This window comes from Candidatus Eisenbacteria bacterium (genome assembly GCA_035577985.1).
Taxonomy (GTDB): Bacteria; Desulfobacterota; Binatia; order DP-6; family DP-6; genus DATJZY01.
Genome location: DATJZY010000143.1, coordinates 1 through 26,090 on the forward strand (window position 1 = coordinate 1; position 26,090 = coordinate 26,090).

At 71.5% G+C, this 26,090-nt stretch carries 25 protein-coding genes and 1 riboswitch; of the genes, 5 read left to right on the forward strand and 20 right to left on the reverse strand.

All coding sequences use genetic code 11. The features are described from left to right. The 13 genes from VMS22_20425 to VMS22_20485 form a co-directional block, all read right to left on the reverse strand. Window positions 1-837, reverse strand: an 837-nt coding sequence (locus VMS22_20425) for a complex I subunit 1 family protein (GenBank protein HXJ36409.1), incomplete at its 3' end; no start/stop codon positions are given. After that, window positions 837-1,931, reverse strand: coding sequence for an NADH-quinone oxidoreductase subunit D (locus VMS22_20430; protein HXJ36410.1), 1,095 nt, complete (start codon window positions 1,929-1,931; stop codon window positions 837-839). The genes VMS22_20430 and VMS22_20425, both read right to left, overlap by 1 nt. 73 nt (window positions 1,932-2,004) lie before the next feature. Then, window positions 2,005-2,508, reverse strand: a complete 504-nt coding sequence (locus tag VMS22_20435; GenBank protein HXJ36411.1) for an NADH-quinone oxidoreductase subunit C — start codon at window positions 2,506-2,508, stop codon at window positions 2,005-2,007. Continuing rightward, window positions 2,508-3,011 carry an NADH-quinone oxidoreductase subunit NuoB gene (gene nuoB / locus VMS22_20440; protein ID HXJ36412.1) on the reverse strand — a complete coding sequence of 168 codons (504 nt, stop codon included), beginning with the start codon at window positions 3,009-3,011 and terminating at the stop codon, window positions 2,508-2,510. Before nuoB ends, VMS22_20435 begins: the two co-directional genes overlap by 1 nt. Before the next feature lie 12 nt (window positions 3,012-3,023). Continuing rightward, complete coding sequence (locus tag VMS22_20445; GenBank protein ID HXJ36413.1) at window positions 3,024-3,449, reverse strand: NADH-quinone oxidoreductase subunit A; 426 nt, start codon at window positions 3,447-3,449, stop codon at window positions 3,024-3,026. Between the two features lie 101 nt (window positions 3,450-3,550). Further along, a complete protein-coding gene (locus VMS22_20450; GenBank protein ID HXJ36414.1) occupies window positions 3,551-4,345 on the reverse strand; it encodes an ABC transporter ATP-binding protein in 795 nt (264 codons plus the stop codon). Then, window positions 4,342-5,352, reverse strand: coding sequence for an iron ABC transporter permease (locus tag VMS22_20455; protein HXJ36415.1), 1,011 nt, complete (start codon window positions 5,350-5,352; stop codon window positions 4,342-4,344). The genes VMS22_20450 and VMS22_20455 overlap by 4 nt, the downstream gene beginning before the upstream one ends. An 11-nt stretch (window positions 5,353-5,363) precedes the next feature. Then, window positions 5,364-6,200: a helical backbone metal receptor gene (locus VMS22_20460; GenBank protein ID HXJ36416.1), complete on the reverse strand. Its 837-nt coding sequence runs from the start codon at window positions 6,198-6,200 to the stop codon at window positions 5,364-5,366. Next, complete coding sequence (locus VMS22_20465; protein HXJ36417.1) at window positions 6,197-7,618, reverse strand: hypothetical protein; 1,422 nt, start codon at window positions 7,616-7,618, stop codon at window positions 6,197-6,199. The genes VMS22_20460 and VMS22_20465 overlap by 4 nt, the downstream gene beginning before the upstream one ends. 51 nt (window positions 7,619-7,669) lie before the next feature. Beyond that, window positions 7,670-9,157, reverse strand: a complete 1,488-nt coding sequence (locus VMS22_20470; GenBank protein HXJ36418.1) for a thrombospondin type 3 repeat-containing protein — start codon at window positions 9,155-9,157, stop codon at window positions 7,670-7,672. Beyond that, window positions 9,154-10,218, reverse strand: a complete 1,065-nt coding sequence (locus tag VMS22_20475; GenBank protein ID HXJ36419.1) for a hypothetical protein — start codon at window positions 10,216-10,218, stop codon at window positions 9,154-9,156. Before VMS22_20475 ends, VMS22_20470 begins: the two co-directional genes overlap by 4 nt. Before the next feature lie 116 nt (window positions 10,219-10,334). Continuing rightward, a riboswitch (cobalamin riboswitch) is annotated at window positions 10,335-10,501 on the reverse strand. Window positions 10,502-10,519: 18 nt separating this feature from the next. Then, window positions 10,520-12,556 carry a TonB-dependent receptor gene (locus tag VMS22_20480; GenBank protein HXJ36420.1) on the reverse strand — a complete coding sequence of 679 codons (2,037 nt, stop codon included), beginning with the start codon at window positions 12,554-12,556 and terminating at the stop codon, window positions 10,520-10,522. 77 nt (window positions 12,557-12,633) lie between these two features. Further along, window positions 12,634-13,293 (reverse strand): hypothetical protein, encoded by a 660-nt coding sequence (locus VMS22_20485; GenBank protein ID HXJ36421.1) that lies wholly within the window; start codon window positions 13,291-13,293, stop codon window positions 12,634-12,636. 86 nt (window positions 13,294-13,379) lie between these two features. On the opposite strand from VMS22_20485, the gene VMS22_20490 reads away from it, so the two are divergent. The 4 genes from VMS22_20490 (at window position 13,380) to VMS22_20505 (ending at window position 16,092) form a co-directional block, all read left to right on the forward strand. Beyond that, a complete protein-coding gene (locus tag VMS22_20490; protein ID HXJ36422.1) occupies window positions 13,380-14,108 on the forward strand; it encodes a hypothetical protein in 729 nt (242 codons plus the stop codon). Window position 14,109: 1 nt separating this feature from the next. Further along, window positions 14,110-14,871, forward strand: coding sequence for a TPM domain-containing protein (locus VMS22_20495; GenBank protein ID HXJ36423.1), 762 nt, complete (start codon window positions 14,110-14,112; stop codon window positions 14,869-14,871). A 19-nt stretch (window positions 14,872-14,890) separates the two neighbouring features. Beyond that, window positions 14,891-15,466 carry a LemA family protein gene (locus tag VMS22_20500; protein HXJ36424.1) on the forward strand — a complete coding sequence of 192 codons (576 nt, stop codon included), beginning with the start codon at window positions 14,891-14,893 and terminating at the stop codon, window positions 15,464-15,466. 92 nt (window positions 15,467-15,558) lie between these two features. Next, on the forward strand, window positions 15,559-16,092 hold the full coding sequence (locus tag VMS22_20505) for a hypothetical protein (GenBank protein HXJ36425.1): 534 nt from the start codon (window positions 15,559-15,561) through the stop codon (window positions 16,090-16,092). A gap of 4 nt (window positions 16,093-16,096) precedes the next feature. Here VMS22_20505 and VMS22_20510 read toward each other — a convergent pair whose 3' ends face one another. After that, on the reverse strand, window positions 16,097-18,094 hold the full coding sequence (locus VMS22_20510; protein ID HXJ36426.1) for an FAD-dependent oxidoreductase: 1,998 nt from the start codon (window positions 18,092-18,094) through the stop codon (window positions 16,097-16,099). Between the two features lie 53 nt (window positions 18,095-18,147). Here VMS22_20510 and VMS22_20515 point away from each other — a divergent pair, with 53 nt between their 5' ends. Beyond that, a complete protein-coding gene (locus VMS22_20515) occupies window positions 18,148-19,077 on the forward strand; it encodes a 2-dehydropantoate 2-reductase (GenBank protein HXJ36427.1) in 930 nt (309 codons plus the stop codon). Between the two features lie 249 nt (window positions 19,078-19,326). Here the strand turns inward: VMS22_20515 and VMS22_20520 are convergent, their stop codons facing one another. The 6 genes from VMS22_20520 to VMS22_20545 are packed head-to-tail and all read right to left on the reverse strand — an operon-like array spanning window position 19,327 to window position 26,089. Then, window positions 19,327-20,784 (reverse strand): NADH-quinone oxidoreductase subunit N, encoded by a 1,458-nt coding sequence (locus VMS22_20520; protein HXJ36428.1) that lies wholly within the window; start codon window positions 20,782-20,784, stop codon window positions 19,327-19,329. Beyond that, complete coding sequence (locus VMS22_20525; GenBank protein HXJ36429.1) at window positions 20,781-22,310, reverse strand: NADH-quinone oxidoreductase subunit M; 1,530 nt, start codon at window positions 22,308-22,310, stop codon at window positions 20,781-20,783. Before VMS22_20525 ends, VMS22_20520 begins: the two co-directional genes overlap by 4 nt. Then, complete coding sequence (nuoL, locus tag VMS22_20530; GenBank protein HXJ36430.1) at window positions 22,310-24,202, reverse strand: NADH-quinone oxidoreductase subunit L; 1,893 nt, start codon at window positions 24,200-24,202, stop codon at window positions 22,310-22,312. Before nuoL ends, VMS22_20525 begins: the two co-directional genes overlap by 1 nt. Further along, window positions 24,196-24,507, reverse strand: a complete 312-nt coding sequence (gene nuoK, locus VMS22_20535; GenBank protein HXJ36431.1) for an NADH-quinone oxidoreductase subunit NuoK — start codon at window positions 24,505-24,507, stop codon at window positions 24,196-24,198. Before nuoK ends, nuoL begins: the two co-directional genes overlap by 7 nt. Continuing rightward, entirely contained in the window at window positions 24,504-24,995 is a 492-nt protein-coding gene (locus tag VMS22_20540; GenBank protein ID HXJ36432.1) for an NADH-quinone oxidoreductase subunit J, read from the reverse strand. The genes nuoK and VMS22_20540 overlap by 4 nt, the downstream gene beginning before the upstream one ends. After that, window positions 24,992-26,089, reverse strand: a complete 1,098-nt coding sequence (locus VMS22_20545; protein ID HXJ36433.1) for a complex I subunit 1 family protein — start codon at window positions 26,087-26,089, stop codon at window positions 24,992-24,994. Before VMS22_20545 ends, VMS22_20540 begins: the two co-directional genes overlap by 4 nt. Window position 26,090: the final 1 nt, after the last annotated feature.

Sequence of the window (26,090 nt, forward strand, 5' to 3'; positions counted from 1 at the left end):
CGTGAACGGGATCTGCCAGCCGCCGAGGAAGAGCGTGGTCACGATCGCGCCGATGACGTAGAGGTTCCCCCACTCGGCCATGAAGAAGAGGAGGTTCCGCATGCCCGAGTACTCCGTCGCGAAGCCCGCGACGAGCTCGGATTCGGCCTCCGGCAGGTCGAACGGCGTGCGGTTCCCCTCGGCGAGCGCCGAGACGAAGAAGATGAAGAAGGCGACGAACGCGAACGGGTTCGCGAAGAGGTTCCACGACCACGGCGCCCAACCCTGGAGCTTGATGATCTCCTGCATGCTGAGCGAGCCGGTCAGCATGACGATCGGGAAGATCGAGAGCCCGGCCGGAATTTCGTACGACACGATCTGCGCCGCCGAGCGGATGCCGCCCAGGAGCGACCACTTGTTGTTCGACGCCCACCCGGCCATGAGGATGCCGACGACGACGAGCGCCGTCACGGCCGTCACGTAGAGGATGCCGACGTTTAGATCCGCGATGATGAGCGCGCTCGTGAACGGGAGCACGGCGAACGTGCCGACGAAGCCCACCATCACGACGTAGGGCGCGAAGCGGAAGAGCGGCCCGTCGGCCGCGGTCGGCACGATGTCTTCCTTCAGCATGTTCTTGATCCCGTCGGCGAGCCACTGCAGGAATCCGGCCGGCCCGACGCGGTTCGGCCCGATGCGGCTCTGCATCCGGCCCATGATCCGGCGTTCGACCCAGGTGGTGATGCCGGCGATCGGCAGCACGAGGCCGAAGACGACGATCGCGCCGAACAGGAGGGCGACGACCAGGTAGTGCACCCAGGTCGCCTCCGCGAACAGGCTCTGGACCAGGTCCGCCATCAGCGATCGATCTCCGGGGCGACGAGGTCGAGGCTCGCGATCACCGCGATCAGGTCCGCGATCATGAGGTTGCGGCTGATCTTGGGCACGATGCTGATCGCCGAGAACGACCCCGTGCGGATCTTGCACCGGTGGGGGAACGCCGTGCCGTCGGAGACGACGTACCAGCCCATGTCGCCGCGTGCGCTCTCGAGCCGCACGTAGACGTCGCCGGCCGGCGGCTTCAGGTTCCGCGGCACCTTCGCGATCACCGGACCGTCGGGGATCTGCGTGATGCACTGGCGCAGGATGCGGCAGCTCTCGCGCATCTCCCGCATGCGGACGATGTAGCGGTCGAAGCAGTCGCCGACGATTCCCTTCTCGCCCGTGCCGATCGGCACGTCGAACTCGAGCTCCGGGTAGACCGAGTAGGGCTCGTCCTTCCGCACGTCGTAGCGGACGCCCGAGGCGCGCAGGTTCGGACCGACGAGGTTGAAGTCGATCGCCTCCTCGGCGGTGACCGGCGCGACGCCGGCCAGGCGCTCGACGAAGATCTTGTTGAACGAGATCAGCCGGTCGTACTCGTCGACGAGCGGCTCGAAGCGGTCGAGGAAGTGGGAGAGCTTGTCGATCCAGCCGGTCGGCAGGTCCCAGCCGACGCCGCCGATCCGCATGTAGTGGAAGGTGAGGCGCGCCCCGCACAGCTCCTCGAAGAGGTCGTTCAGGTACTCGCGCTCGCGGATGGCGTGCGTGAACGGCGTGAAGGCGCCGATGTCCATCGCCATCGAGCCGACGGAGAGGAGGTGGCTGTGGATGCGGCAGAGCTCGTCGGCGATGACGCGGCAGTACTCGGCGCGCTTCGGGACCTCGATGCCCGCGAGCTGCTCGCACGCGAACGACCAGCCGTGGTTGCAGAACATGGCCGCCACGTAGTCGACGCGATCGGTGTATGGGATGAAGCCGTGCCAGCCGACCTTCTCGGCGATCTTCTCGATCGAGCGGTGGAGGTACCCGATGTCGGGGATCGCCTCCTTCATCACCTCGCCGTCGGCGCGGATGACGAAGCGGAGCACCCCGTGCGTCGAGGGATGCTGCGGCCCCATCGACAGCGTCATGTCCTCGGTGACGACCCCGCCGTCGTCCTTCGAGCGCTGGACCTCGACTTCGAATCCCGCGAGGCTCATCCGACTAGGCCTTCAGCAGGCTCTCTCGCGAGGTCGGAATGCCGTGGTACGACTCCGGCTCGACGAAGTCCTTGCGCAGCGGGTGCCCGGGCCAGTCCTCCGGCATGAGGATGCGGCGCAGATCGGGATGCCCGTCGAACGTGACGCCGAGGAGATCGAACGCCTCGCGCTCCTGCCAATCGGCGTGGCTCCACACGCCGGAGACGGTCGCCACCTGCGGGTTGTCGCGCGGCGCGTTCACGCGCAGCACGAACGCGTGCCGGTGCGGGTACGAGAAGAGGTGGTAGACGATCTGGATGTGGCCCTGCTTCGGGTAGTCGACGCCGGAGAGGTTCGAGAGGCAGTCGAAGCGGAGCGCCGGATCGGTCTTCAGGAACTCGCCGACCTCGGCGATGCGCGCGGGCACGATGGTCGCCGACGCGTTGCGTCCGCTCGCTTCGAGCGGCCCCACCACGTCGCCGAACTTCTCGCGGAGCCGGGCATGCACGCCGGCGGCGTCCATCGCCATCAGGCACGCACTCCCACCGGCTCACTCTTGCGCACGAGCCAGCGCTCCTGAGCGATCTTCTCCTGGAGCTTGATGAGACCTTCGGTGAGCGCCTCCGGCCGGGGCGGGCACCCCGGCACGTAGACGTCGACCGGGATCACGCGATCGACGCCGTCGCAGACCGAGTACGCGAGCTGGAACAGCCCGCCGCAGTTGGCGCAGCTTCCCATCGAGATGGCGTACTTCGGCTCCGGCATCTGGTCGTAGAGGAGCTTCGTGCGAAGCGCCATCTTCAAGGTGAGCGTCCCCGACACGATGATCACGTCGGACACGCGCGGCGTCGCGCGCGGCGCCATCCCGAAGCGCTCGAGGTCGGCGCGCGGCCCGCCGGTCTGCATCATCTCGATGGCGCAGCAGGCCAGGCCGAACATCATGTACCAGAGCGACGACTTGCGGGTCCAGTTGAGGAGGTCGTCGACGCGCGTCGTGAGTGCCATCTCGGGCGCGGTGTTGATGAGCGACATCGCTCGGTCCCCCTATGCCGCCCGGCGCACGGGCTCACCCGGATGCGGCCTCTCGGCCGGGATCCGCTTCAGCCACTCGAGGTCGCCCTTCGCCCACACGTAGACGAGGCCGATCATGAGGATCGCGAGGAAGAGGCCGAGCTCCAGGAAGGCGAACGCACCCTGCCCCTTCGTCACCCAGTCCTTGAACACGGCGACCACGGGGTAGACGAACGCCAGCTCGACGTCGAAGATCACGAACACGAGCGCCACCAGGTAGAAGCGGATGTTGAAGTTGATCCAGGCGGGGCCGCTCGGCGGCTCGCCGCACTCGTACGTGGAGAGCTTGGACGGCTGCGGATTGGACGGACGGAGCAGCGCCCCCAGGCCCAGCATGAGGGCGCAGAGGATGACCGCGTAGAGGAAGAAGACGAAGACGTTGGCGAACTGGTAGAGCATTTCCGCTGCCGATCGTGGACCTTAGCAAGCGCCCACAGGGTGGGCAAACCGATTGCGGTCCGCCTCGCGACGAGCACGTCACTGCTTCCGGAACACTGCCGTCACGCGTCACGCGGCGGGGGCGGCAGCACGGTCGGCAGGTCGGAACCGTCGTGCCGGCCGACCCGGACCCGGGTCCCGAAGGCCCCGGCGATCCGCTCGCTCGTCAGTACGTCGGCGGCCCTCCCGGCCGCGACGAGCCGTCCGCCCGCGAGCAGCACGAGGCGGTCGCAGGCCACGGCGGCGAGGTTGAGGTCGTGGAGCACGGCGACGGCGGCGAGACCGCCGCGCCGCACGCGCTCGCGGACGACGTCCAGGATCGCGCCCTGGTGACGCAGGTCCAAATGCGTCGTCGGCTCGTCGAGGAGCAGCACCTGCGGATCCTGCACGAGGGCCCGCGCGAGGAAGACGCGCTGGCGCTCGCCGCCCGAGAGGGTGTCGAGGCCACGCGCCTCCATCCCGTCCAGGCCGAGGCGGACGAGCGCGGCGCGGGCCATCGCCACGTCGTCGCCGGCGGCGAAGCCGAGGCCCCCCAGATACGGCGCGCGCCCCATGAGAACGACCTCGAGCACGGTGAACGGGAACTCGACGCGCGGATCCTGCGGCAGGAGCGCGATCGCGCGCGCGACCTCGCGGCGCGATCGCGCGAGGAGCGGCGCGCCGTCGAGGAGGACGTGGCCCTGCTGCGGCACCGCCACGCCTGCCAGCAAGCGCACGAGCGTCGATTTGCCCGCGCCGTTGGGACCGATCACGCCGACCAGCTCGCCGCCGCCGACCTCCAGGCCGACGTCGTCGACGACCAGACGGCCGTCGTAGGCGAAGCGCAGGCGCTCGGCGACCAGACGCACGCCGCTCATCGCGGGCCTCCGCGCAGGCTCCGCCGCAGCAGAAAGAGGAAGAACGGCCCCCCGAGCAGCGCCGTGATGACGCCGACCGGAAGCTCGGCGGGCCCCAGCACCGTGCGCGCGACGGTGTCGGCCCACACGAGGAACGTCGCGCCGAACAGGAACGACGCCGGCACGAGCAGGCGCAGATCGGGCCCGAGCGCGAGCCGCAGGACGTGCGGCACGATGAGCCCGACGAAGCTGATCATGCCGCTCACCGACACGGCGGCGCCGACCAGCAGCGCGGCCGCGACGAAGACGGCACGGCGCACGCGCTCGACGTCGACGCCGAGGCTGGCGGCGCTCTCCTCCCCCGCGGCGAGCAGGTTCAGGGCGGCCGCGTGGCGCAGGAGCACGACCGCACCGACGATCGCGTACGCCCCCACCAGCGCGACCAGGAAGTAGTCCTGCGTCGTGAGGGCGCCCATCATCCAGAAGAGCACGCCCTGCGCCTGGCGGTAGCTCGCGACCGCGTTCACCAGCATGATGAGCGCCGCCGCGATCGCGTTCATGACGACGCCGACCAGCAGGAGCGCGTGCGGCGTCGTGCGACCGCCCGTGCGCGCGACCAGCACGACGACCGTCATGGCCCCGAGCGCGCCCAGGAACGCGACCAGCGGCACGATCGGCGAGACCGGATCGACGCCGAGCACGAGGACGGCGGCGCCGAACACGGCCGCCCCCCCGCTGATGCCGAGCACGTGCGGATCGGCGAGCGGGTTCGCGAGGAGGCCCTGGAAGCCGGCGCCCGCGGTCGCGAGCGCGGCGCCCACGACGCCCGCGAGGAGCACGCGCGGGATGCGCGTCTGCACGACGATCACGTAGTCGGTCGTGCCCGCGGCGCCGGGCGCGAGCGCGCGCCACAGGCTCGCCGGCACGGGCCCGATGCCGGCCGCGGCGAGGAGCGAGGCGAGCAACAGGACGAGGAGCGCCGCCGTCACCACGACCACCCGGCGGCGTGTGAGGTACGCGGCCCGCACGCCCGGCCCGTCTACCCCGGATGGATGGCGGCCGCGAGCGCCGCCGCGGCCTCGGGCACGCGCGGCCCGGCGCGAAAGAGCACGTCCGAGCCGACCGACACGATGCGGCCGTTCGCGACCGCCGGAACGGTCGTGAGCTGCGCGAAGAGCGCGCGCCCGCCCTCCTCGGTCCCCATCGCCGCATCGAGGATCACGTCGGGCGCGCGCGCCACCACGAGCTCGAGCGAGACCTGCGGGAAGGCGTTGCCGACATCGGCGGCCACGTTGGTTCCGCCGGCGATCTCGACCAGCTCGCCTTGGAGCGTGCCCCCGCCCGCGACGATGAGCGGGCTGTGCCCGACGACGAGCAGCACGCGCGCCCGCGGCTGCGACGCCACGCGCGCGCGCACGGCGTCGAGCCGGCTCCGCAGGTCGGCCGCCAGGCGACCGCCGGCGTCGGAGACCTCCAGCGCGCCGGCGATCGCGGCGATCGACGTGAAGAGGTCGTCCAGCGTCCGGTCCTGCACCACGAGGACGCGCACGCCGGCCCGCTCGATGGCGCGCACGGCTTCACGGTTGCCGGGCGACGGCACGACGATCACCAGGTCCGGTCGCACCCCGACCACCGCCTCGACGCTCGGCGTCAGATAGCCGCCGAGCTTCGGCAGCTTCGCCGTCGCCGCGGGATAGTCGCACTGCGCGCAGACGCCGACCACGCGATCGCCGGCGCCGAGCGCGAACACGGTCTCGGTCGCCGACGGCGCCAGCACGACGACCCGCGCCGCACCGGCGGCGCGCGGGGGCGGCGCGGCGCCGTCGCAGCCGGCGAGAAGCGCCAGCACGACGAGCGCCGCGCCGGGTGCGGTCACTTGCACGTGAGGCGATCGCCGGTGGAGTTGAAGGTGCAGCCCGACGTCGGACCGGAAAAGGTCGCGAGCGCGCACCCGCCGGCGGGATCGAGCGTCATCACGGCCCGCACGGGGAGCGCCGCGCCGGCGGCCGGATAGCCTCCTTTGCGCCCGTTCACGCTGAACTTGACCAGGCCCGGCGTGCTCGAGGCCTTCTTCACCTTCACCTTGGTGATACCGACGACGCCGCTCGGATTCTTGTACGTCCACGACGTCAGGCTCGCGTTCGTCTTCCAGCCGGTCCCGGTGACCGTGTCGTATGCGCCGCCCGGCACGACCACGTCGGCGATGACGCTGCCAGCGGCGTCGTCCACCAGGACGTGCACGCCGTTCGCCACCGGGTCGTAGACGCCGGGGATCGTCATCTGGCCCTTGAAGCTGAGCGTGTCGTCGCCGACCGCCGTCGTCTGGCGACCGATCTTCACGACCGCGCGATCGAGGGCGGCGGGACTCGTGCAGTCGGCGTCGCACACGGCGTCGCCGTCCGCGTCGCGACAGACGGCCGTCACGGCCGACACACCGAAGTCGAGCACCAGGGCCGCATCGCGCGCGCCGTCGAAGAAGACGTCGGCCGAGAAGCCGAAGCCGTGCGCGCGCTCGGTCGCCGTCCCGCCCGCGTCGACGGCGAGCAGCGTGCTCGACGAGAAGTCGCCGGTGAAGCCGCCGGTGACGAGCAAGTTGCCGGCTGCGTCGCGGGCGACCCCGTAGCTCCCGGAGAGGCCGCCGACGAGGTCGCTCGCCGGGACGCCCGCGAGCGAGAACCGCTTCACGGATCCGGTGAAGCTGCCGTCGAGGTTGGCGGCGAAGAGCGTCGCGCCGTCGGTCGCGAGGCCACCCAGGTAGTCGAGTCCGGTCGCGAGATTCGTCGGGGTCGTCCCCACGACCTTCACGACGCGGCCCGCGCCGACCCCGATCGCGTCGGCGACCAGGAGGGCGCCCGGCACCACGAGCACGTCCTGCGGTGCGGTGATGGAGCCGGCCGGCAGCACCGCGCTCGTGTCCGCCGCGGCCGCGCTGGTCCGCGTGGTCGCGCTCGGGATGGCGTAGAGGCTGTCGCCGGTCGACGCGCCCGTACAGCCGAAGTCGGTGCCGAAGCAGTTGTCGACCAGGTAGAGCGTGTCGCCGTCGAGGTCGAAGCCCCCGAGCGAGTTGAAGCCGGTCGCGATGGTGGTCGCCACGGCGCCGTCGAGTCGGACCACCCGCTCGGTCCCGGCCCCGAAGCTGCCCTGCCCCACGATGAGCGCGTTGCCCTGCCGCACGACGCCGCCTTGGACGGCGCCGGGGGTGGGAATGCGGCGCGCAGCGTAGCCCGGGGCCGCCACGACCGCCGCGCGGGCGGAACCGTGCGCCGCCAGCGTCGCAGCGCAGATCGCTGTCACGAGAATTCGTCGCATCTGTCGCATGCTCCTCGACCGCTCGCCGTGCCGCTCCTACTTCTCCACCACGACGAGGCGGTCCGTATCGACGGACCGGCGGCCGCCGGTCCGTGGCCCTTCGGCCCGCAGCCGCACGATCGTCCGCTCGCGCGCGAGCGGAATCGTGACGGTGCGGGTCGAGCCCGGCGTGAAGACGCCGAGCGCGGCCGTGAGATCGCGGCGCCCCACGCGCACGCGAACGCTGCCCGTGATCACCTCGGGGGCGATCACCACGGTGAGCGCCAGCGTGGTGGTTCCGGCCGGAACCGCGCTGACGGTGGAGGTCGGACGTACGTATCGAAGCAGGTGGTCGACGCTGCGGCGCTGCCCGCCGCCGGCGAAGCCCGCCGCCGACATCGGGCCGCAGGACACGTCGTCGGGACACGGATCGCAGGCATCGCCCGCTCCGTCGCGGTCGCGATCGCGCTGGTCGGTGCCGGGCGTCGCCGGGCAGACGTCACACGCGTCGCCGAGACCGTCGCCGTCCGCGTCGGCCTGGTCGGCGTTCGGCACGATCGGGCAGTCGTCGCTCGCGTCGGCGACCCCGTCGCCGTCCGTATCGGTGGCCGGTGCGCCTGCGTCGCACGCGTCGCCCACCCCGTCGCCATCGGTGTCGGTCTGGTCCGCGTTCGGCGTGGCCGGGCAGTCGTCGCAGGCGTCGCCGACGCCGTCGCCGTCGCGATCGATCTGGGTCGGATCGAACACGGCGGGACACACGTCGCACGCGTCGCCGATGCCGTCGCCGTCGCCGTCCGTCTGGGCCGGGTCGGCGACCAGCGGGCAGCCGTCGGCCGCATCGGCGAGCCCGTCGCCGTCGGCGTCGGGAAGGCCGGTCGTGTCGACGGAGTGCACGGCGGCGACGGCGTCGAGGTCGAAGCCCGCGAGGCCGCCGAGGCCCATGCGCTGCATGCCGCCGCGGATGCGCACGAAGCGCGCAGCGGCGAGGCCGACGGTGGCGAGATCGAAGGTGTCGCCGCCCGAGCCGGCCGGCGGCGTGAAGGTGGCGAACGGAACGCCGACGAGATCGGCGATCGGCGTCGTCGACGGCACGAGCGCGCTCGCCGGATCGGTCGCCGTGGCGAAGACCGGATAGACCCCGGCGCATCCCGGGTAGTACGGGTCGTCGTCCACGGCGCAGGGAAAGTCGAGCCAGGTGACGCCGTCCGCGCTGACCGATACCTGCCCCGGCTCGGCGAACGGCACGCCGGTCACGAGCCCCGAGAGCAGGAAGGCGTTCTCGAACACCGTGAAATCGGCCCCCGGGCGGTTCACGATGGCGTTGTCCGTGAAGGCGACGGTGATCTCGCCGCCGAGCCCGAGCGAGAGCGTGTGGGTCGAGCCCTGGAACGCGCCCGCGCCGTGCGGCGGACCGAGGACCCAGTCGGCGCTGCCGCCGCCGCCCGCCGTCCCGATCGTCACGCCGGTGACGGCGTCGGCGAACGGATCGCCCGATGCCGGACGCACGAGCGCCGCGAGCGCGAGCGCGACCACGAGCACCCTCATGGCACGAACCCCATCGAGAACGGCGGCAGGCCGACGTCGATCGGATCGCGCGTCACCTGGGCGCCGGTGGCGGGATCGAAGATGCGGATGCCGTAGCTCGGCCGCGACTGGTCGGCGAGCCACAGCAGGCCGTCGGGTGCGAGCGCGACGTCGGGCAGGAACCCGTCGCGGGCGAAGAGCTGCACGGGTGGCGTCGTGCTCGTCGGATCGAACGCGACCAGGCGGTTCCGGAGGTCGGCCGCCTGCACGACCGCGTAGCCCTTCGTCGCGGAGACGAGCACGAAGTCGGTGACGTTGCCGCCCAGCTGGTCCTCGGTGACGAAGAAGCGGCCCTCGGCGGTGAGGGTCTCCGGGTCGACCCACTCGATGCCGCCGTCGCCCACCTTGTAGATGTCGGCGGGCGTCGAGACGGCGAGGCGGCCGCTCGCGGGATCGTGCACGATGCCGCTCGAGTCGCCGAAGGCGTTCGAGCCGTGCAGCTCGATCGCGCCGACGACGGCGTCCGTCGTCGTGTCGATCACGACCAGGCGGCTCTTTCCCGACGGCGCGAAGCCCTGCGTGCGGTCGAGGCGCTGGACGCTCACGAACAGGCGCGTCCCCACGACCGCCGTCTGGTCCATCTCCGGAAGGCCATCGGCGTCGGCGAACGGGCCGAGGTCGATCGTCCCGCGGCGGAAGCGCCGGCAGCCGCGGGCGGACGGATCGACGATCCACAGCTCGCGCCCGCCATATCGGGTGACGTACGCCTTGTCGCGCGCGACCGCGACGATGTCGTGCGGGTTCGATCCCGCACCCGTCCCGCACTGGAGTCGCGTTCGCAGCTTGCGCGACAGGATCTGCACGTTGTCGGCGAGGAAGCGGTTCAGCACGACCGCGTATCCGCCCGTCACGCGGACGACGGCGTCCGAGAAGACGTCGGTCGGCAGCTCGCGCGTGCGGCGCGGGGGCGCCATCGCCACCGTCGCGAGCACGCCGGTCTCGAACGTCGTCCCGGCGACCAGCGCACGCGGCCGGCGCGCCGCGGCCTCGCTCGCGAGGGCGAGCGCGACCAGGAGCGCCATCGCGATCCGTCGTGCGGGTCCGGGTTTCGTCGTCGTTCTCCTGGCCCGCCGCGACGACGGAGTGGGACGCCGGACGCACGCCTGCGCCGACCCCCCAGCTCCCTCCCCTCGGAAGGCACGTGCTGGTGTCGTCGAGCAGGTCTTCTGGCTCCGGGATCGTCCGCCCCCGGTCCCTTCCCGCCGACCGCTCGGCAGTGGATGCGACCGGGTTTGTTCCCCGTTACAGCTGCGGGGCAGCGGGGGATTTGCACCCCCTTCCCTAACCCGACATCGCCCGCTTACCGCAGCGCGCGCTGCCGTGTCAACGTGGTGCGCCGAATCCGGCGGAGAGCGTGAAGAAGATCGAGCGTCCGGGCAGCGGAAATCCGAGCGCGTCCTCGGTCTGGTCGTCGGTCACGTTCTTCATCTCCCACGCGGCGTGCAGGCCCGCCCACGGCAGCGTCACGTCGATCCCGATCCCGACCAGCGCGCGGCTGCCGACCTGCTCGCGATTCGCGCGGTCGAGGAAGTTCGACGCGATGAGATCGACGTCGGTGAAGATCCGCCCGGGCCACAGCCGTTCCCCGAGCGACCCGATCGGCAGCGGGCGCTCGCGCGACCACACGAGCTCGACGCGCGCGTACGCCTCGTTGGCGGGACGTCCGGGGAGCTGCTTGCCGTGCGCGAACGCTTCGGAGCCCTCGTCGCGCGTCCGCTGGTGCGTGTAGTTCGTCGTGACCAGCACGCGATCCCAGAGCGCACCGCGCAGCGCCACCTCGTTGCCACGAATGGTCGCGGCGCCGATGTTGGTCGGCACGAAGACGTTGACGCTGCTCGGGACGAGCACGATGAGGTCGTCGATGTCGCTCCAGAAGTAGGCGTACTCGAACGTCGCGTCGGTGAGGACGGCGTTGGTCCACGGCGAGCGCAGACGGCCGCCGAGGTCCCAGGTGATCGCCGTCTCGGGTTGCAGGTTCGGGTTGCCCTGCACGACGCCGCTGTCCCCGAAGAGCTCCGTCAGGTTCGGCATGCGCGCGCTGCGGGTGGCGTTGCCGAGCAGCGTCGCGCCCCAGCCGACATCGGCGCGGACGCCGATGCGCGGCGTCACGAAGTCGCGCGTCGTCGTGCCCGAGACGTTGGTCGCCGGTACGAGGTCCAGAGGATCTGGCGGAAAGACGTCGTGGTAGACCTCCCAGCGCACGCCCGGGACGATCGAGAGGCGATCGCCGAGGAGCAGGATCTCGTCCTCGCCACCGATCGTGAAGCGCGCTCGCGTGCGCGCGGGCGCCGTGCCCGGCAGGGTCCTCCCGAACTGCCCCACGCCGTCGTGCACGACGAAGCGCTCGCCGCTCCCCGCGAGCAGGAGCGCGGGCACCTGGTGCACGCCGATCGCGCCGCGCAGCGTGAGCTGCCCACCCACGGTCGTCGAGCGATCGGTCGTGTCGCTGGTGGGGAACGCCGCGTCGGCCTGTGCCGTGAACGTCTGCGACTGGTAGACGCCGAACACGCTGCCGTCGACGTTGATCGGCAGCGCGCCCGGCTCCGAGGTGAGATCGATCTGCGTGAGGCTGCGGAGCGTGTCGCGATGGCCGGTGGGCGACTGCACCTCGGCGCGACCCGGCACGCCTTGCGATTTGACGAACGTGTCGGTCGTGATCGCGAGCGTGAAGGGCGAGCCGTGGTAGGCGACGCGTCCCGTGAGGTCGCCCTGGTTGAAGGCGTTGTTGATGCGCGTCTGCTCGGACTGCGGCGGCGCATTGAAGAATTCGTTCGGATCGAGGGTGAACGTGAAGTCGCCCTTGCTGCCGAGGTACTGCCCGAAGACGAGCCCGTCCCACGCGCCGACCGTGCGCCCGTAGGCGAGCGACGCCTTGCGCGTCTCGAACGATCCGTACGAGACGGCGCCGGCGGCGATCGGCTCGGCGCCTGGACGCCGCGTGACGACGTTCACGACCCCGCCCGCGCCGGACTGGGCGAACGCGAGCGGCGTGATGCTGCGATAGACCTCGACGTGGTCGACGGCGTCGAGCGGCAGGTCGGAGAGGTTCACCACCTCGTTGTCCGCGCGCGAGAGCGGCACGCCGTCGAGGTAGACCTGCACCTGGCCGGGCGAGAAGCCGCGGATCGACACCGTGCTGAAGTCGCCCAGGCCGCCGAAGCGCCGCACCTGCACGCCGACGGTGTTGGAGAGCGCTTCGGCGAGCGTCTCGACCGACGTCGCCGCCTCGCGCGTCTCGATCACGGACGCGAACGCCGTCGGGTCGCGCGGCGCCGGCGCGTCGTCGCGCACGGGCGGCGCCGTGACGACGACCTCGGGGAGGCGCTCCTCGGCGTGCGCCTCGACCCCGGCGGCGATCATGCAGAGAAGGAGCAGCAGCGTTGTGGGAGGGCGCGGAATGGCCCCCCCTGCCACACGGTCCGGAGGGACTCCAGCGGCTACGCCGTACGCAGAGCGAGACTCACGAGTGAGAGGAGCACGAGCGCGCTCGCCTCGACGAGCGCGCTGGTCGCATCCAGCGCACGCGTCGTGAGGCCGCCGGCCCAGCGGTAGGCGGCCACCCGCACGGCGATCGTCACGAGCGCGGCCACGAGGGCAACCGCCAGCCCGACCGCGTCGAGCAGCACGAGCGCCACGCCGAGCGCCGTCACGCTCGCGAGCGCGAACTCGCGGAAGCGTGCACGCCCGACCAACGCCGCAAGGTCGCGGGCACCCGAAACCGGCACGCCGCCGTAGCACTGCACGACGATCGCCCAGCGCGCGAGCATGGGCGCGACGAGAAGCGCGACGGTACGGGACGTGCCGCCCACCTTCGTGAGGGCGCCCGCCTCGACGAGGAGCGTGATCACCGGCAGGACGCCGCCGCGCCAGCGTCCATCGAGGAGTGCGAGCGCGGCGACGGCAGCGACCGCCGTCGCGATCGGCCCGAGCCCGCCGGCGACGTCGGCCGCGGCCGCCGCGACGGCGCCGCACGCGAGCCCGACGACGGGAAGCCACGCGAGGCCCTCGACCATCTCGTGCGGCGCGAGCCCGCTCGCGAGTCCCTGCACCGCCGTGCCGAGCCCGACCGCGGCGCGGAGCTCGCCCGGAGCACGCATCGTCCGCGCGCGCTATCCGTCGTCGGAGCCAGCGTCAACCCGGACCCTTGCGTCCCGCTGGCGCCCTGTTCCATTGTTGGCGCCCGATGCCCGCCCTGGACGCGCGCCTGGAGCGCGACCTCGCCGGCTTCACCGACGACGTCGCGGACGCGCTCGGCGACGCGCTCGTGAACCTGACCGTCTACGGCAGCGCCGCGGGCGAGGACTGGGTTCCCGGCCGCTCGGACGTCAACGCGGTGATCGTCGTGCGGGCCGTGTCGGCGACCCTGCTGGACGTGCTCGCCCAGGTCGTGCCGCGCTGGCGCCGGCACGGCTTCGCCCTGCCGCTCGTCGTCGACGAGGAGTTCCTCGATCGTGCGCGCGACGCCTTCGCGATGGAGTTCGACGACATCCGCCGCGCCCATCGCACCCTCCACGGCCCGGACCTCTTCGCCGCCGTCACGGTCGATCGCGCGCACCTGCGGCGCCAGTGCGAGCACGAGGCGCGCGCACGGCTCCTGCGCCTGCGCGCCCTCTACCTCGACGCAGCCGGGCACGCGCACGAGGTCGAGCGCCTCCTCGTCTCGTCGGCGGTCACCTTCCTCGTGATCCTGCGCCACGTGCTGCACCTGCGCGGCGACGAGACGCCGCACGCGTTCGCCGACGTCCTGGCGGCGGGCGAGCGTCTACTCGGCCCCCTGCCCGCGCTCCGGCGGGTCCTCGACCACCGGCGCAGCGGCGGCCGGCTGCTCCGCGGCCAGCTCGCCGCCGAATTCGGACGCTACCTCGCGGACGCCGAGCGCATCGTCGCCGCCGTCGACACCGTACCTGCGTAACATGCGTAGCCTCGCCACCCTCGCGCTGGTCCTGCGACTCGTCGGGGGCGCGATCGCCGCCGAGCCGGCGATCCCCACGCCGCAGGGCTTCGTCACGGACCTCGCTGGCGTCGTGAGCCCGGCCGTGAACGCGCGGCTCACCGACCTCCTCCAGGAGCTCCAGGCGAAGACGGGGGCCGAGATCGCCGTCCTCACCGTCGACACGACCGCGCCGCTCGACGACTTCACCTTCGCGATGCGCGTCGCCGACGCGTGGAAGCCGGGACGCAAGCGCGAGGACACGGGTCTCGTCTTCCTGGTCGCCGTCAAGGACCGCAAGCTCCGCGTCCTCACCGGCTACGGGCTCGAGGGCATCCTGCCGGACGGCCTCGTCGGGCAGATCCAGGACGAAGAGGTCGTGCCGTCGTTCCGCGCCGGCCGCATCGACGAGGGCATCGAGCGGGGCGTGCGCGCGTTCGCGGGCGAGATCGCCGCCTCGAAGGGCGTGACGCTGACCGGCGTGCCGCCACCCCGCCCGCGCCCGCAGGCGGCGCCGCTCCCCGGCTGGGTGGCGTTGCTGATCCTGGTGCTCTCGCTCGCCTTCATCGTGTACGTCATGAGCCGTCAGCAGAGCTTCGCGGCGCGCGGACGCCGTCGGGGCGGCTTCTACGTTCCCGGTGGGTTCGGCGGCGGGTTCGGCACCGGTGGCGGAGGCGGCGGGGGCGGGTTCGGCGGATTCAGCGGCGGGGGTTTCGGCGGCGGGGGCGCAGGTCGGAGCTGGTAGGACACGAAAGGAGACTCTCATGCGACGAACGGCGAACCTGAGACTCGGAATCCTCTTGAGCACGCTGCTGCTCGCGGGCTGCAGCTACAACACCCTCGTCAGCATGCGCGAGGCGATCGACGCGGCGTGGGCGCAGGTCGAGAACCAGCTCCAGCGCCGCAACGACCTGATCCCCAACCTCGTCGAGGTGACGAAGGGATACGCCACGCACGAGAAGGAGATCTTCGAATCGGTCGCGAACGCGCGCTCGAAGCTGCTCGCCGCCGGCACGCGCGACGAGAAGATCGACGCCGCCAACAACCTCTCCGGCGCCCTCGGGCGACTGCTTGCGATCGCCGAGCGCTATCCCGACCTGAAGGCGAACGTGCAGTTCGCGAAGCTCTCCGACGAGCTCGCCGGCACCGAGAACCGGATCGCGGTCGAGCGCATGCGCTACAACGACGCCGTCCGCGCCTTCAACACGGCGATCAAGAGCTTCCCGACCGTCGCGTGGGCCGGCTGGCTCGGCTTCGAGACCCAGAAGTACTTCGAGGCCCCGGCGGCGGCGAAGGAAGTGCCGAAGGTGGACTTCGGGGCGCAGCCGAAGCCGCAGTGACGCCGGCCACCGTCTCCGCGCAGCGGCGTCGGTCCCGGGGGGCGGCGCTTGCCCACTCCGCTGGTGGGAGACATGGTTGGGTGATGCGGAAGATGGCTTGCGTCGTTACGCTCGGGCTGATGCTGGCGCTCGGCGGCTGTGACTCCGGGGCCGGGGTCGAGCAGAAGCGGATCGATGCGCTCACGACCCGGGTGGAGCAGCTCGAGAAGCGGCTCTCGGCGGTCGAGGGCGAAGCGGAGCCGGCGGAGGGGCTCCGGACCGACGTGACGAACCTCGACCGGCGGACGACCGCGCTCGAAGGGCAGGTGCGGGAGATGGCGGCACGACCGGCGGCGGCGGCCGCCGCCGCGTCGAGCACCACGTCGACGTCGCTGCCGCGCGCCGCCGCGGTGCACGGCATGCCGAGCGGGCCGGCGGCATGGGGCGACGGCCCGACGACGCGCGAGGAGCGACAGGAGCGGCGCGACCAGCTCCGCGACCTCACGCAGGAGCTGCGGAAGCGCCTCGCCCAGAACCGTGGCGCCGCCGGCACACCCGAACAGCAGCAGCAGATCCAGGACACGCTCACCTGGTACCGCGAGCAGCGCCGCCTGATCCTGCGCGGCGAGCCCCGCACGGACCAGTAGCGACTCAGAGCCGGCGGCCGAGCACGTGGCCGTCGAAGATCGCGTGGTCCGCGGTGCGGACGGCGACCGCGTCGCCGACGCGGTGGACCTCGAGGCCGCGGTCGCGCAGCGCGTGGTAGAGCCCGTCCTCGGGAAGCCCGTGCGCGCGGATCACGACCGTGTCGACGCCGGTCACCGTCTCCGTCGCCCCACCGAGCACGCAGGCGAGCGTCGCGGTGTGCTCGCCGACTCCGGCGAGCACCGTGCTGGGCCGCCAGCGGCATCCGGCGCGCACCGCGCGCGGGAGCGCCATCGCGAGCGTCTCGGCGTCGAGGGCGATCGGGGTCGCGAGCGGCGTCACGATCGTCACCTCGCGCCCGTCCCGCGCCAGCAGCTCGCCGAGACCGATCGCCTCGATGTGGCCGACGGCGTCGAGGATCACGACGCGCCGGCCCACGCGCGCAGGCTCCCGCAGGGCCGCTTCGTGATCGATCACCCAGTCGCGCTCGGCGCCGGGGACCGGCGTCGGATGGAACTTCGACGTGCCGTCCTTCGTCGCGCGGCCGCCGGTCGCGACCACAACCGCGTCCGGGGCGAGCGCCAGGACGCACTCGGGTGTGGCGTCGACGCCCAGGCGCACTTGGACGCCGCGGCGCGCGCACTCGAGCGCGCGCCAGTCGGCGAGATCGCCGAGCTCGGCGCGTCCCGGCAGCGCGGCGGCGAGCCGGATCTTGCCGCCGAGCCGCTCTGCGCGCTCGAGGAGCACGACCTCGTGTCCGCGCGCCGCCGCCACCCACGCAGCCTCGAGCCCCGCCGGACCGCCCCCGGCTACGACGATGCGGCGCCGGCGCGTCGCGGGCTCGATGGGACCGAAGCCCTCCTCCCCTTCGCGTCCCACGACCGGGTTCTGCACGCACGACACCGGGTAGCCGAGCGTGAGATTCCCGTAACAACCCTGGTTGATCCCCGTGCAGTGCCGGATCTCGCTCGCGCGGCCGTCACGCGCCTTCGCCGCCCACGCCTCGTCGGCGATGAGCGCGCGCACGAGCGTCACCGCGTCGGCGTCGCCGCGCGCGACGATCGACTCGGCCTCGTCGGGCGTGAGGATCCGCTGCACCGTGAAGACGGGCACGGCCCGCACCGCGCGCTTCACGGACGCGGCCGCGTACACGCCGACGCCGTGCGGCGCGTACACCGGGCGCACCATGCCGACGCCCGACCGCCCGATGCTGACGTCGAGGAAGTCGACGAGCCCCGCCGCCTCGAAGCGCGCGCCGATCGCCGCCGCGTCCTCTGCGGTGAGGCCACTCGGCCCGATCTCCTCGTCGCCGACCAGGCGAAGACCCACGACCGCGTCGCGTCCGACGGCGGCGCGCACGGCCTCCAGCACCTCGACGCCGAACCGCATCCGGTTCTCGAGGCTGCCGCCATAGGCATCGGTACGCCGGTTCGACTTCGGCGACAGGAACTCGTGGATCAGGTAGCCGTGCGCGCCGTGGATCTCGACGCCGTCGAAGCCGGCGCGGACGGCGTTGCGCGCCGAGCGCGCGAAGTGCCGGGTCAGCTCGCGGATCTCGGCCTGCTCGAGCGGCTTCGGCGCCTCCAGGTTGTTCACGACGTGCGACGGCGTCCAGACCGGCCGGTGCGACCAGCGCCCGGTGTTGACGCCGCCGTTGTGGGCGAGCTGGAGGAGCGCCAGGGCGCCCTGCTTCGTGATCGCGCCGGCCACGCGCGCCAGCTGCGGGATGGCGGCCTCGTCCCACGCCACGGCGTTGTTGTGCATCTGGTAGGCGGTGGTCGGGTGGACCTGCGCCTGTCCGGCGATGACCACGCCCACGTCGTGCGCGGCGCGCAGGCCGAGGTAGCGCCCGAGGCGCTCGCCGTAGAAGCCCGGCTCGCCGTAGCGGGCGGCCGGCTCGGTGAACATCGTGAAGTGCGCGCCGAAGACGACGCGGTTCTTCGCCGTCCGCGGGCCGATGCGCAGCGGCGTGAAGAGGTGCGGGTACGCTGCGGGCTCGGACATCGCGCCGCGGACGTTGTCACGCCGCGCGCGCGCCTGGCAAGATGACCGCCTCCATGCACGTCCTCGTCTACGGTACCGGTGCGGTCGGCGGCTACTTCGGCGCCCTGCTCGCCCGCGGCGGCCACGACGTCACCTTCGTCGCGCGCGGCACGAACCTGGAGGCGCTTCGTCGCGACGGCCTGCGCGTCCTGCTCGGTGGTCCCGAGCAGACGATCCGGGTGCACCCGGCCCGCGCCGTCGAGCACCCGGCGGATGCGCCTCGCGCCGACCTCGTCCTCGTGTGCGTCAAGTCGTACGACACGCCCGCCGCAGCCGATGCGCTCCGCCCCGCCGTCGATCGCGACACCGTCCTCCTGTCGCTCCAGAACGGCGTCGAGAACGAGGCGATCCTGGCCGGGCGGCTCGGGCTCCCGCCCTTGATGGTCGGGCTCACGCGCATCGGCGTCGAGCTGACGGCCCCGGCGACCGTCTTCTACAGCGGTCGCGGCGAGATCATCTTCGGCGAGCCCGACGGCAGCGAGAGCCCCCGCGCGCGGCGGCTCGCCGACACGCTCGCCGCGGCGGGCGTCCCGTACCAGCTCCGGCGCGACATCCTGGTCTCGGCCTGGGAGAAGCTCGCGTGGAACGCCGGCTTCAACGCGGTCTCGACCCTCACCGACGCGACCGTGCGCGAGATTCTGGCACATCCCGGCGCCCGCGACCTCGTCGTGCAGGTGATGGAGGAGGTCGACGCCACCGCGACGGCGCTCGGCATTCCCGTGCGCCGCTGGCGCACGCAGTCCGTCCTCGACGACAGCCTGGGGGGTCTGCCCGACTTCCCGACCTCGATGCTGCAGGACCGCCGTCGCGGCCGCCGCCTCGAGCACGACGCCATCAACGGCGCCGTCGTGCGCGCCGCCGCACGCGCGGGCGTCGCGGTGCCGGCGAACCGGACGTTGCTGGCCCTACTCGATCGCCTGGACCAGTCCGGGCTTCGCGCGTGAGTCGTCATCGCGCGGTCTCGCGACAGGTCCGCTGCTCAGCGCCGACGCGCAGCCATCTGGTCGTTCGTCCCAGCCATCGCACGCCCAGGTAGCCTCGCAGGCGAAGGTGGTCCTCGTCGTCGAGGGACAGCTCGCAGCGGTACGTGCGCCCCGACGTCGGATGCGTTGCAGCAACGCTGCGAACGTGATGGCGCCCACGAATCCCACGGTGCGGATCGCGTGGAACGTCGCCTCGTCCACGACGGGTCCCTACCGCAGCGACGCGACGGCTTCGGCGGCGAGCCGGAGCGTGCCCGACGGCGCGAGCCCGAGCCCGAGCGTCAGCGCCATCGCGACGACGATCGCCGCGGCGAGCGCGGGCCGGCGTGCCAGCGCGACCACCGGCCGCGTCCCCTGCGCCATGTACATCTGCACGAGCACGCCGAAGTAGTAGTAAACCGAGACGACGCTGTTGAGGACGCCGACGATGGCGAGCCCGACGAAGCCTGCGTTCACGGCGGCGCTGAAGAGCGCCAGCTTGCCCGCGAAGCCGGCCGTCGGCGGGATGCCCGCGAGCGACAGCATGAAGATGGTCATCGCGATGCCGAGCATCGGCTGGCGGAAACCGACGCCGGCCAGATCCTCGAGCGACTCGCAGGGCTCGCCGCGCCGGCCGAGCGCGATCAGAACCGCGAACGCCCCGATCGTCATCACCGTGTAGACGGCGAGGTAGAAGCAGAGCGCCGCGCCGCCCTCGGGCGTGCCGGTGACGACGCCGATGAGCGCGTAGCCCGCGTGGGCGATGCTGGAATACGCCAGCATGCGCTTCAGGTTTCGCTGCGAGATGGCCGTCACGTTGCCGACGGTCATGGTGAGCGCCGCGATCCACCACAGGACGGCCGACAGCTCCGCGCCGGTGCCGTGGAACGCGAGCACCAGCACGCGCGCCAGCGCGGCGAAGGCCGTCGCCTTCACGCCGACCGCCATGAACGCGGTCACGGTCGTCGGCGCGCCCTCGTAGACGTCGGGCATCCAGCCGTGGAACGGGACCATGGCAACCTTGAAACCGAAGCCGACGAGCAGGAGCGCCAGGCCGACCAGCACGAGCGGGTCGCTCGGGCTCTTCGCCACCACGCGGCCGATCGCGTCGAGCTGCGTCGATCCCGTCGCGCCGTAGAGGAACGCGGTGCCGTAGAGGAGGAAGCCGCTCGCGAACGCGCCGAGGAAGAAGTATTTCAGCGCCGCCTCGTTCGAGCGCGGATCGGTCCGCAGCATGCCGGCCAGGACGTAGACCGCGACCGACATGATCTCGAGTGCGAGGAAGATCACGATGAGGTCGTTCGCGGCCGCCATCAGCACCATGCCGCACGTCGACAGGAGCACGAGCGCGTAGTAGTCGCCGCCCGCGAGCGGGTGGTCGCGCAGGTAGTCGATCGACATGAGGATCGTGAGCGCCGCGCCGAGGCACACGACCACCGTGAAGAAGAGCGCGTAGCGGTCGGCGCGCAGCGTGTTCTGGAAGCCGGCCACCTCCCCCGTGTGCGGCCAGAGCCACACCGCGACCGCCATGGTCGCCGCGAGGCCGAGGATGCCGACCACCGCGACGCCGTCGCGCTCGGTGCCGCGCATGACGAGATCGGCCAGCATGACGACGACCGCCGCCCCGAGGGCGACGAGCGCGGGCATGGCCACCTGCCAGCCGGCGGCGAACGGCGCGCCGTCGATCACTCGATCACCTCGTGCACCGGAGCCTGGACCAGGCGCGTCGCGACCGGCGCCTGCCGGTGAACGTAGTCGTTGAGGATGTGGTCGACCGAGGGCTCGATGCGCGAAAGGAACGGCGCGGGATACAACCCCATCGCGACGCAGAGAGCGATCACCGGGACGATGACCGCGATCTCGCGTCCGCTGAGATCGGTCAGCCGCCGGTTCTCGTCGTGTACCACGGGCCCGAAGATCACGCGCTGGTACATCCACAGGAGGTAGAGCGCGCCGAGCACGAGTCCGGAAGTCGCGACCGTGGTCGCGCGCCACGAGGCCGGGAACGATCCCACGAGGATCAGGAACTCGCCGACGAAGCCGTTGAGTCCCGGCAGACCGGCCGACGCCAGCATGACGAGGAGGAGCGCCACCGCATAGCGCGGCACGACGTTCCACAGTCCCCCGAACGCCGCGATCTCGCGGGTATGGCGCCGCTCGTAGATCATGCCGACCAGCAGGAAGAGCCCGCCCGTCGAGAGCCCGTGGTTGAGCATCTGGTAGACGCTCCCGACCACCGCCTTCGACTCGAGCGCGAAGAGGCCGAGCACGCAGAAGCCCAGGTGCGAGACCGACGAGTACGCCACCAGCTTCTTCACGTCCGGCTGCACGACCGCGACGAGCGCACCGTACACGACGCCGACGACGGCGAGCGCCAGCATGAGCGGCGCGGCCTCGCGCACGGCCGACGGAAAGAGCGGCATTGCAAAGCGCAGGAGCCCGTACGTCCCCATCTTGAGGAGCACGCCCGCCAGGATGACCGAGCCGCCGGTCGGCGCCTCGACGTGCGCGTCGGGCAGCCAGGTGTGGAACGGGAACAGCGGCACCTTGATGGCGAAGGCCAGCGCGAAGGCCGCGAAGCACCAGATCTGCTCCCTCGGCGTGAGCGCGAGCGCCAGGAAGCGCTCGTAGTCGAAGCTCATGCCGCCCGCGCTCTTGGTCCTCCAGGCGCAGTAGAGGATGGCGACCAGCATCGGGAGGCTCCCGACCATGGTGTAGAGGACGAACTTGGTGGCGGCGTAGATGCGCCGCGGCCCGCCCCAGACCCCGATCAGGAGGTACATCGGGATCAGCATCGCCTCCCAGAAGACGTAGAAGAGGAAGAGATCGAGCGCGACGAGGGCGCCCAGCATCCCCGTCTCCAGGAGGAGGAAGAGGACGAAGTACTCCTTCACGCGGTCGCGCTTCTCGCCCCAGGCGGCGAGGATCACGAGGGGCGTGAGGAAGGTCGTGAGCAGGACGAGGAAGAGGCTCACGCCGTCGACGCCGACGCGGTAGCCGATGCCCCAGGTGGGGATCCACGGTGCGGACTCGACCAGCTGGAACCCCGCCGTGCCGGGAACGAAGCGGTCCAGGATGCCGAGCGAGACGAGGAACGGGATCAGGGCGAAGGCGAACGCCGCGCGGCGGATGCCCTGCTCGTGCTCGCGCGGGAGGATCGCGAGCAGCACCGCGCCGGCCAGCGGCGCGAAGACGGTGAGCGTCACGAGCGGCATCAGTGCACCACGAAGTACCCGAGCAGCACGAGCGCCCCGACCAGGAACGAGAGCGCGGCGTGTTGGAGGTTGCCGGTCTGGAGCCGGCGCCAGCGGCTGGAGAGCCACGCGACCACGTCGGCGATGCCGTTGACGGCGCCGTCGACGAAGTCGGGGTCGACGATGCGGGCCAGGAACTCGGCGAGCGCGAAGAGCGGCCGCACGACGATCGCGTCGTAGAGCTCGTCGACGCGCCACTTGTCGCGCAGGAAGCGGTAGAGCCCGCCCGCCGCCGTCGCCGCCTGCTCGGGGAGCGAGGGCTCCCGCACGTACGCGTACCACGCCGCCCCGAGGCCGAGGAAGGCGAGGGCGCCGGCGAGGACCAGCATGCCGAACGGCGTCGCCTCCTCGTGGTGCGCACCGATGAAGTGGTTCACCTGCCCGGGGACGTCGAGCGCGCCGCCCACCGCGGACAGCACCGCGAGCACGACGAGCGGTCCCAGCATGCTCCACGGCGACTCGTGCGGATGCACGTGGTGATGGTCGAACCGCTCCTCGCCGAAGAAGGTGAGGAAGAAGAGGCGCCCCATGTAGAACGCCGTGAGCACGGCGACGACGTACCCGATGACGCCGAGCAACGGCTGCGGATGCGGGCCGAGGAACGCGCCGGCGATGATCTCGTCCTTGCTGTAGAACCCGGACAGGAACGGCACGCCGGAGATCGCGAGCGTGCCCACGAGCATCGTCCAGTACGTGCCCGGCATGTGGCGGCGGAGCCCGCCCATCTTCTGCATGTCCTGCTCGCCGTGCATCCCGTGGATGACGGAGCCGGCGCCGAGGAAGAGCAGCCCCTTGAAGAACGCGTGCGTGACGACGTGGAAGAGCGCCGCGCCCGTGACGCCCACGCCGAGGCCGAGGAACATGTAGCCCAGCTGCGAGACGGTGGAGTACGCGAGCACCTTCTTGATGTCGGCCTGCGCGATCGCGATGGTGGCGGCGACGAGGGCCGTGAGCGCGCCGATCCAGGCGATGACGGCGAGCGCGGCCGGCGCGAGATCGAACAGGAAGTAGAGGCGCGTCACCATGTAGGCGCCGGCCGTCACCATGGTCGCGGCGTGGATCAGGGCCGAGACCGGGGTGGGACCGGCCATGGCGTCGGGCAGCCAGACGAAGAGCGGGATCTGCGCCGACTTGCCGGTCGCGCCGCCGAACAGGAGCAGGCAGACGAGCGTCGCCAGCGTCATCGGCCCGACCATCGTGCCGGCGAGCGTCCCCGCCTTGGCCTGCAGCTCGGCGACGTCGAGCGTCCCGGTGTGCTGCACGAGCAGGAAGAGCCCGAGCACGAACGAGGCGTCGCCGACGCGGTTCACGAGGAACGCCTTCTTGCCGGCGATCGCGTTGGCCTCGACCTCGTACCAGAAGCCGATGAGGAGATACGAGCACAGCCCCACGCCTTCCCATCCGACGAAGAGCAGGAGCAGGTTGTCGGCGAGCACCAGCACGAGCATCGCCGTGATGAAGAGGTTCAGGTACGTGAAGAAGCGCGCGAAGCACGGGTCGTCGTGCATGTACCCGAGCGAGTACACGTGGATGAGGAAGCCGATGCCGGTCACGACCAGCACCATGATCGCGGAGATGGCGTCGAGCCGGAACGCGACGTCGGAGTGGAACGGTCCCACCTCGATCCAGCGATAGACGAGGTCGTGCAGCATGGGCGGCCCGTCGCCCTGGCCGCCTTCGAGCCCGTGCAGCCGCAGCACCGTCACGATTGCGATCGCGAACGCCGCGCCCACGGCGCCGGGGCCGACGACGGCGGACGTGCGCGGCGCGCGCTGGCCCACGGTCGCGTTCCACAGGAACCCGAGCGCCGGCAGCAGGACGATCCAGCGCAGGAGCGGCTCGGCGGTCACCATCGGAGCGTCGTCACCTCGTCCGCGTTGACGGTCGCGCGGGCGCGGAAGAGCTGCAGGATGATCGCGAGGCCGACGGCCGCTTCGGCCGCGGCGACGGCCATCACGAAGAAGACGATGACGTGCCCGTCCATGCTCTGGTGCGCGCGGGCGAAGGTGACGAAGGTGAGGTTCACGGCGTTCAGCATGAGCTCGATCGCCATGAAGACGACGATGAGGTTCCGCCGCGCGAGCACGCCCACGACGCCGATGCCGAAGAGCACGGCGGACAGGACGAGATACCAGGCGAGCGGCGCGGGCGCCGTCACGCGAGCCTCTTCTTGCCGATCACGACCGCCCCGATGATGGCGACCAGGAGCAGGACCGACGTCAGCTCGAAGGGCAGGAGATAGCTGGTGAAGAGCCGCTCGGCCACCGGTACGGTGTTGCCGAAGCCCTCGGCAAGCACCGGCACGCCGAGCGGCGTGCGCGCGACGCCGAAGGCGACGAGGCCGGCCAGCGCGAGTCCGCCGAGCGCCGCCGCAGCCACCCGCGCCGGCGCCGAGAGCGTCTCGAGCTCGGCTTGCAGGTTCAGCAGCATGATCACGAACAGGAACAGGACGACGATCGCCCCGGCGTAGACGATGATCTGCAGAAAGCCGAGGAGCTGCGCGTCGAGGCCGAGGAAGAGCACGGCGATGAAGAAGAGCGTGCCGACCAGGCCGAGCGCGCTGTAGACGGGGCTCCGTGCGACGACGACGGTGAACGCGCCCAGCACCGTGAGCACGGCGATGACCAGGAAGAGCGCCGCGCTCACGCGTGGCCTCCGAGCCACAGGATCAGACCGGCCGTCACGACGACGTTCGCGAGCCCGATCGGCAGGAGCCCCTTCCATCCGAGCCGCATCAATTGATCGTATCGGAAGCGCGGCAGCGTCCAGCTCAGGACGATCTGCAGAATGGTGAAGAACAGCATCTTCACCGTAAAGGCGACGACGCCCAGGAGCGTCACGAGGAGCGGCGCGACGGGGAGGATGCCCCCGCCCGGGAAGTGGAAGCCGTCGGGCGCGAGGAACGGGATCTGCCAGCCGCCGAAGTAGAGGGTCGTGACGAGCGCGGACACGAGCACGACCTCGACGAAGTCGGCCATGAAGAACATGAAGTGCTTGGCGCCCGAATACTCGGTGAAGTAGCCGGCGATGAGCTCGGACTCGCTCTCGGGGAGGTCGAACGGCACGCGCTTCGATTCGGCGACGCCGCTTACGAAGAAGAGGAGGAAGCCGAGCGGCTGGTAGATGATGCCCCAGGCGGGGAGCCAGCCACCGAGGAGCCGCCCTTGCGCGTGGACCATCTCCTGCAGGTCGAGCGTGCCGTAGACGAGCACCGCCCCCACGAGCGCGAGGCCCATCGCGATTTCGTACGAGATCATCTGCGCCGAGCCGCGCACGCTGCCGAGGAGCGCCCAGCGGTTGTTCGACGCCCAGCCGCCCAGCACGACGCCGTAGACCCCGAGCGACACCATGGCCAGGACGTAGAGGACGCCGACGCCGAGCGGCGCCGCCTGCAGGTTGATGTGGCGGTCGCCCACGACGAGCTCGTTGCCGAACGGGATCACCGCGAACGGGACGAGCGCCATGACGAGGCTCACGACCGGCGCCCAGAAATGGAGGAGGCGGTCGGTCCCCACGATGCGGACGTCCTCCTTCAGGAGCCACTTGATCGGGTCGGCGACGAACGTGTTGATGAGTCCCATGCCCGCGAAGCCGAAGATGGACGCGCGGTTCGCCCCGATGCGGTCCTGGATCAGCGCGCTGATCTTGCGCTCGCAGAAGCCGCCGAAGGCGACCAGCTGCACCGCGAGCAGGATGATGAACACGACGCGCGCGACGTCGATGAGGAGGTCGGCGAGCACG